At 60.6% G+C, this 5,537-nt stretch carries 2 protein-coding genes and 2 pseudogenes; all 4 read left to right on the top strand.

The window, feature by feature from the left end:
* The first annotated feature begins 115 nt into the window (after positions 1 to 115).
* Positions 116 to 1,193: pseudogene (locus G8O24_RS42075) on the top strand (IS630 family transposase).
* A gap of 873 nt (positions 1,194 to 2,066) precedes the next feature.
* A complete protein-coding gene (locus G8O24_RS42070; protein ID WP_006022522.1) occupies positions 2,067 to 3,092 on the top strand; it encodes an IS110 family RNA-guided transposase in 1,026 nt (341 codons plus the stop codon).
* Between the two features lie 1,113 nt (positions 3,093 to 4,205).
* The gene (locus tag G8O24_RS42065) at positions 4,206 to 4,742 is read left to right on the top strand and encodes a hypothetical protein (RefSeq protein WP_152544229.1); all 537 of its coding nucleotides are present in this window, start codon (positions 4,206 to 4,208) and stop codon (positions 4,740 to 4,742) included.
* Positions 4,743 to 4,849: 107 nt separating this feature from the next.
* Positions 4,850 to 5,537 (top strand): annotated as a pseudogene (locus tag G8O24_RS42060) (hypothetical protein); the annotation flags it as partial.

Below are 5,537 nucleotides of genomic sequence, written 5' to 3'. Positions count from 1 at the left end.
CAGCCGTCCTGCCTGTGCAGGCGCTAGTGTCCCAAGTCACAAGTTCGCAATCGTAGATTCGCAGTAGATTTGCATCGCTGTGCCAAGAGGGAAGCAAACAGCGACGGAGCATCTAATGGCGGTCCAGCAACTGCCCCCCCTGACATTGAGCGATGAGGAGCGTGCCGAGCTGGAGTCGCTGACGACGCGGCGGAAGACGGCGCAGGCACTGGCTCTGAGAGCCCGGATTGTGCTGACCTGCGCTGCAGGAGGTCAGAACACGGAGGTGGCGGCCAAGCTGGAGCTGGACCGGCAGACCGTGGGCAAGTGGCGGCGGCGTTTTGTGAAGCGGCGCGTGGACGGGCTGAACGACGAGCCGCGCTCCGGGGCACCGCGCACCATTGACGATACCCTTATCGAAGCCGTGAGGACGCTGGAAAACTGCCCCGAGAACGCCACCCATTGGAGTTCTCGCGACATGGCGAAGGCCAGTGGCCTCTCGGTGTCGATGGTGCAACGCATCTGGCGGGCCTTCGGGCTCCAGCCGCACCGGCTGGAGCCGTTCAAGCTCTCAACCGATCCGAACTTCGTGGCCAAGGTGCGCGACGTCGTGGGCCTTTACGTCTCGCCGCCGGAGCACGCCATCGTTCTGTGTGTGGACGAGAAGTCTCAAATCCAGGCGCTGGACCGCACTCAGCCGATGTTACCGATGCGTCCCGGCCAGCCAGCCCGAAGGAGCCATGACTACAAAAAGGCACGGCTCTACATCGCTGTTCGCCGCCCTCGACATTGCGACCGGACGGGTCATCGGCAAGTGCTACGGACGGCACCGTGCCGCCGAGTTCCGCAAGTTCTTGGACGAGATCGAGGCCGCCGTGCCGCGCGAACTCGACGTCCATCTCGTCATGGATATCTACGCCACCCACAAGACCCCGCTGATCCGGAAATGGCTGACTAAAAGGCCGCGTTGGCATGTGCACCTGACCCCGACCAGTTCGTCATGCCTCAATCAGGTCGAGCGCTTCTTCGCGCTCCTTACCGATCAGAAGATCAGGCGAGGTGTCTATCGCAGTGTCGCCGCCCTCAGGGCTGACATCACTTCGTTCATCGAGCGGCACAACGCCGATCCCAAACCGTTCCGATGGACCAAGTCCGCCGATGACATCCTCGCTTCCATCGAGCGCTCTGCCGATACAATGCCCCAATCATTTTAACGGTACCGCAGTTGTCCGCGTTTATTTCCAGAATTCGTTCTCCAGGTTTCGGCGAGGCTTCTTGGAAAAGCGGCTCCCACCAACTTCCCATCCGTATCGTTCGCCGATAGCCCCGCTTGTAAATGCGTGTGAGTAGGCACGCCAGTAGTGAGCGAGGGAGCAAGGTCACGCGCATGGAAGATCTCGCAGGCGCTGATCTAACGGAATGCGTTCAAATGCCGGCATTTGACTTTCTCCGTCCCATAAAACCGAAGTTTCGTATGCCCCATTCGACCTTGCGACCTCGAAACTTAGCAGACTTTTCAATTCAGCGCGCCGACAATTGCGGCTGCGGCAAGGCAAGTGCGATTTAGTCAATGCGTCCATGCGCCCGGTCCACTGGTTACTCTCGCGGTTGCCAACAATTTGGCACGCATTGTCAGGGCAATCCTGCAGAGCAGGTAGCACCTTTTGGGGAACAGACGTTCAGAATCACGTGGTGGGGCTTGGCAATGAGGCCTTGCGGTGACCCCATCAATAGCGTCTCGACAAACGAAAGCCGAGTTGGACAAGGGCAATGACCCTTGATGGCATCCGCTCGACATACCGAGGATCAGGACACTTCGAACCTGTGCACGGACTTTGAGTTGCACGGACATTGAGTCCGTCAACGATGACGGGGGCCCGATCAGCGGACAACCATCGAGGCCATGTTGTGAGAACAGACCACAAGCAAAGGCCGGACAGATGACCGCAACGACCAAATGCTATGACGTTAGAAAAGCTCGGCCATGTGGGTGTCATCCACAGTGATGGTGTGGATGGCGTCCGCTACCGGCATCTGATGTGCCAAAGTGAGTCGTTGTCAGATTCACTTAAAGGGAGCCATCCACGATGCCCACTATGACAATCGGACTTGATCTCGCCAAGCACGTTTTCCAGGTTCACGGTGTCGACGCGACTGGCAAGGTCGCGGTTCGCAAGAAGCTCCGTCGCTCGGAAGTACTCGAGTTCTTCAAAGGACTGCCGCGTAGCCTGGCCGGCATCGAGGCCTGTGGCACCGCCCATCATTGGGGTCGCGAGCTGACGGCACTCGGGCACGACGTCCGGCTGATGCCAGCGGGCTACGTCAAACCGTACGTTAAGCGCGGCAAGAATGACGCAGTGGGTGCAGAGGCGATCTGTGAAGCGGTAGCCCGACCCACAATGCGATTTGTCGAAATCAAAAGAGCTGAGCAGCAATCGGGCTTAATGCTACATCGGACACGAGAGCTGCTGGTCCGTCAGCGTACAGCGCTGATCAACTCGTTGCGTGGCCAGCTCGCTGAGTTCGGACTGGTCGCGCCCAAGGGAGTCTGGAGCATCCCGGAGCTGCATGCGCTTGCCCAAGGCGCGACCCCAGCGGTCCTCCCCGATGCGGTCCGCAGCTGCGTCGAGCTGATCATGGGCCAGATCGACGATGTGCAGACACGCGTACAAACGATCGAGAACGCCATTCGAGTAGCGCACCGCGCCAGCGAGGTCAGTCTGCGACTGCAAACGATCCCCGGCATCGGAGTGATCACGGCATCCGCAATTACAGCCACCATTGGAGACATCAAAGTCTTCAAATCCGGGCGGCATCTGGCAACGTGGATCGGGCTTGTCCCACGGCAGTCCGGATCCGGTGGCAAGGTCCATATGGGAAAGATCTCGAAAAAAGGCGACGCGTATTTGCGCAAGCTGCTCGTGCTTGGCGCCACCGCCGTGATTCGCTATTGCCGTAACAAGCCCGAGCTTGCCGGCTGGATCAACGCGCTCCTCCAAAGGCGTCCGGCGCGCGTGGTCACGATCGCGGTGGCCAACAAGATGGCGAGGATCGCGTGGGCGGTGATGAGCCGAGGCGAGGCATTCCGCCAGGAAGCCTCCGCCATCGCGTAAGGAGAAGCGGCCGGGAAGGAAAAGAAAGTCAGCTGCCGAGTGGGATCATCGAATTGGTGAGAGCGACGACGACGTAATGGCAACCGGTCGAGACCGAGGATCGGGACAACCCGTACCTGTGCATGCGCATCAAGCGCGCCATAGTGGCTGGGACTCGATCCGCGGACTACCATTAGAGCCCGCGGACCAGGAATCCGCTTCGATGAGGCCGGACCGATGACCGCACCCCGACCACCAATTGTCAGAGCGTCGAAAAAGTTCTTGCCATGCGGGCGCCATCCACCGATGCACAGGTGTGAAGAGATCATTTTGAAGCAATTTGACGCGCTTCTCATCGGGTGATCTTGGTTCGTCTTGGTTCAGTTTGCGTCGGAACCCGCGGACTCGAGCCTGCGGCGGTGTTTGAGAGCACTTGCCGACGAACTCGAAGTCTGAAGGAGCCGGTCGATCCCCTACGGCTCGATCGTGCGGTGCGCCGGCATCTCGGGCCTGTCCAGGAATTCCGGAATGAGGGATTCACGTGGTCACGGATCGCGCATCCCTTTGCTGCGGTCGGCATACGGCGCGCCGATGGGGGCCTTCTCGGCCGATCGTCTGCGTAGCGGTCAGGCGCGGGATTCCTGGGGACCTGGCTCACAGGAACGTTACGCGCGAATACTCAGAATCCATCTGCTCCCTGGAGGGCTTGCTAGCCTCGGGGTTCAAGGAACGCGTCGGAAACCATCATGAACTCGAACCTGCGACGACGGCTAAATGCGGTTGCTCACGATCTGCGGGGACCACTCGGACGCATTCCGCTCGATCGGGTCTTGCGAAGACATCTCGATCTGTTCGAGGAGTTGCGACGCGAGGGATGTACATGGTCGCAGCTGGCGCGGGCCCTAGCGGCGGCCGGGGTCAGGCGCGCCGACGGGGAGATGGTTTCAGTTGATCACCTGCGTGGGACGGTGTCGCGCCAGATGCGGGAAAAAGCGTCCGTGCTACAAGACCCGCCGAAGAAAGATCGTGCGCCACAGCGAACGGCGGTCTCGGTGGGCCGGACGCGTTCTACGCCCCAAATCGGCAAAACAGCCAAGCTCAGAGGGCGGAAAACGGCTCGAAGATCGCCCGTGGTTGCACTTGATCCTGCATGAGCTTCCAAAATTCGTCTGGATTCATTTTGCTTCGGGTAACGCGATGAACTCTAACTTGCAGCGACGGCTGAAGGCGCTCGTTGACAATTTCAAGGGACCGCTCGGCCCTATACCGCTCGATCGTGCGGTGCGGCGGCATCGCGGCCTGTTCGAGGAATTCCGGGATGAGGGATTCACTTGGTCACAGATCGCGCGTGCGCTTGCTGCGGCCGGCATACGGCGTGCCGATGGGAGTTCTTTCTCGGCCGATCGTCTGCGCGGTGCGGTATCGCGGCAGATCAAGGGGAATGCGTCCGCGTCAACAGGCCGGCCTGTGGAAGACAGCACGCGCCAGCGGACTGCCGCACGAGAGGAAACGGCGTCATCCCGATCCATGACCGGTGAAACAGCCGAGCCCCGGGCCGGGAGAACGGTTACCGTCAAACCGGTCGCCGTGCCGAAATCAGACCAGCCGACGGCTGGTTCGCGTTCGATCCAGGACAAGCTTTCGCGTGTGGCTAAGTTGCGAGGCGGATAGGCTCAAGGTCGCAGCTCACAGGAACGTTACCAGCCGGATACTCAGAATCCATCTTCTTGCCGATGAGCTTGTTAGCCTTTGCGGCGCCGATGACCAAGGAAACAAGCATGGCGGCAGACCTGCCGACTTCGGACATCGAAAGGAACAAGCTGCGCAAGCTGTTGCTTTCGGACACACCGTTCCAACGGTATCTCGACTTCAGCCGGCCGGTCGTCGCGGTGAGCGGGGAGGCCATACGCGAGGGAAGGGCCGCTTATCCGCCGCAGGTTCCGCTGAAGATGAAGATAGCGGCTGGCTGGCCGGCTCAAAGTCTGCAAGGGATGATTGTCGATAGCCTCGACGATCCCCTCCCGATCCAGGCAACGCCCGAGGAACGGGAACGGTTTGACCGGGGTGAGCCGCTGCTGGTTCGAGCAAATATGGTCGGCATGCGGCCTGAGCGGTCAAGCGGCGGCCAGGTTGCCGACGATATCGAGAAGCAGATCAAGGACGCCTTCGCTGTCAACGTCTTCGTGATCTTCGAGCGCCTTCGGTATCTTGTGCCGCTGCGCGATGGGAAGAATGTCCGTAACTGGGCGGATCAGGAGGCGGCGCAGAACTTCATCTTCGACAAGGAGTTACTGCCGCTTCCCTGGCCCGAGCGCGATCATCGCACCACCGGGAAGCGCCGCCGTCGCCTCATCGATACGGCCTGGCGCAACGGGCAGCGTCAGAAGTTCCTGCGATGCCTGTACCCGAGCAAACGGCTGCGCCGGGAGATCGCCGCCTGGGCGGAGGGCTTTCGCGGCCAGCGCC

The organism is Bradyrhizobium campsiandrae (genome assembly GCF_014529705.1).
Taxonomy (GTDB): Bacteria; Pseudomonadota; Alphaproteobacteria; order Rhizobiales; family Xanthobacteraceae; genus Bradyrhizobium; species Bradyrhizobium campsiandrae.
The sequence above is the reverse complement of the archived record's forward strand: the minus strand, read 5'-3'. Positions and strand labels throughout refer to the sequence as shown.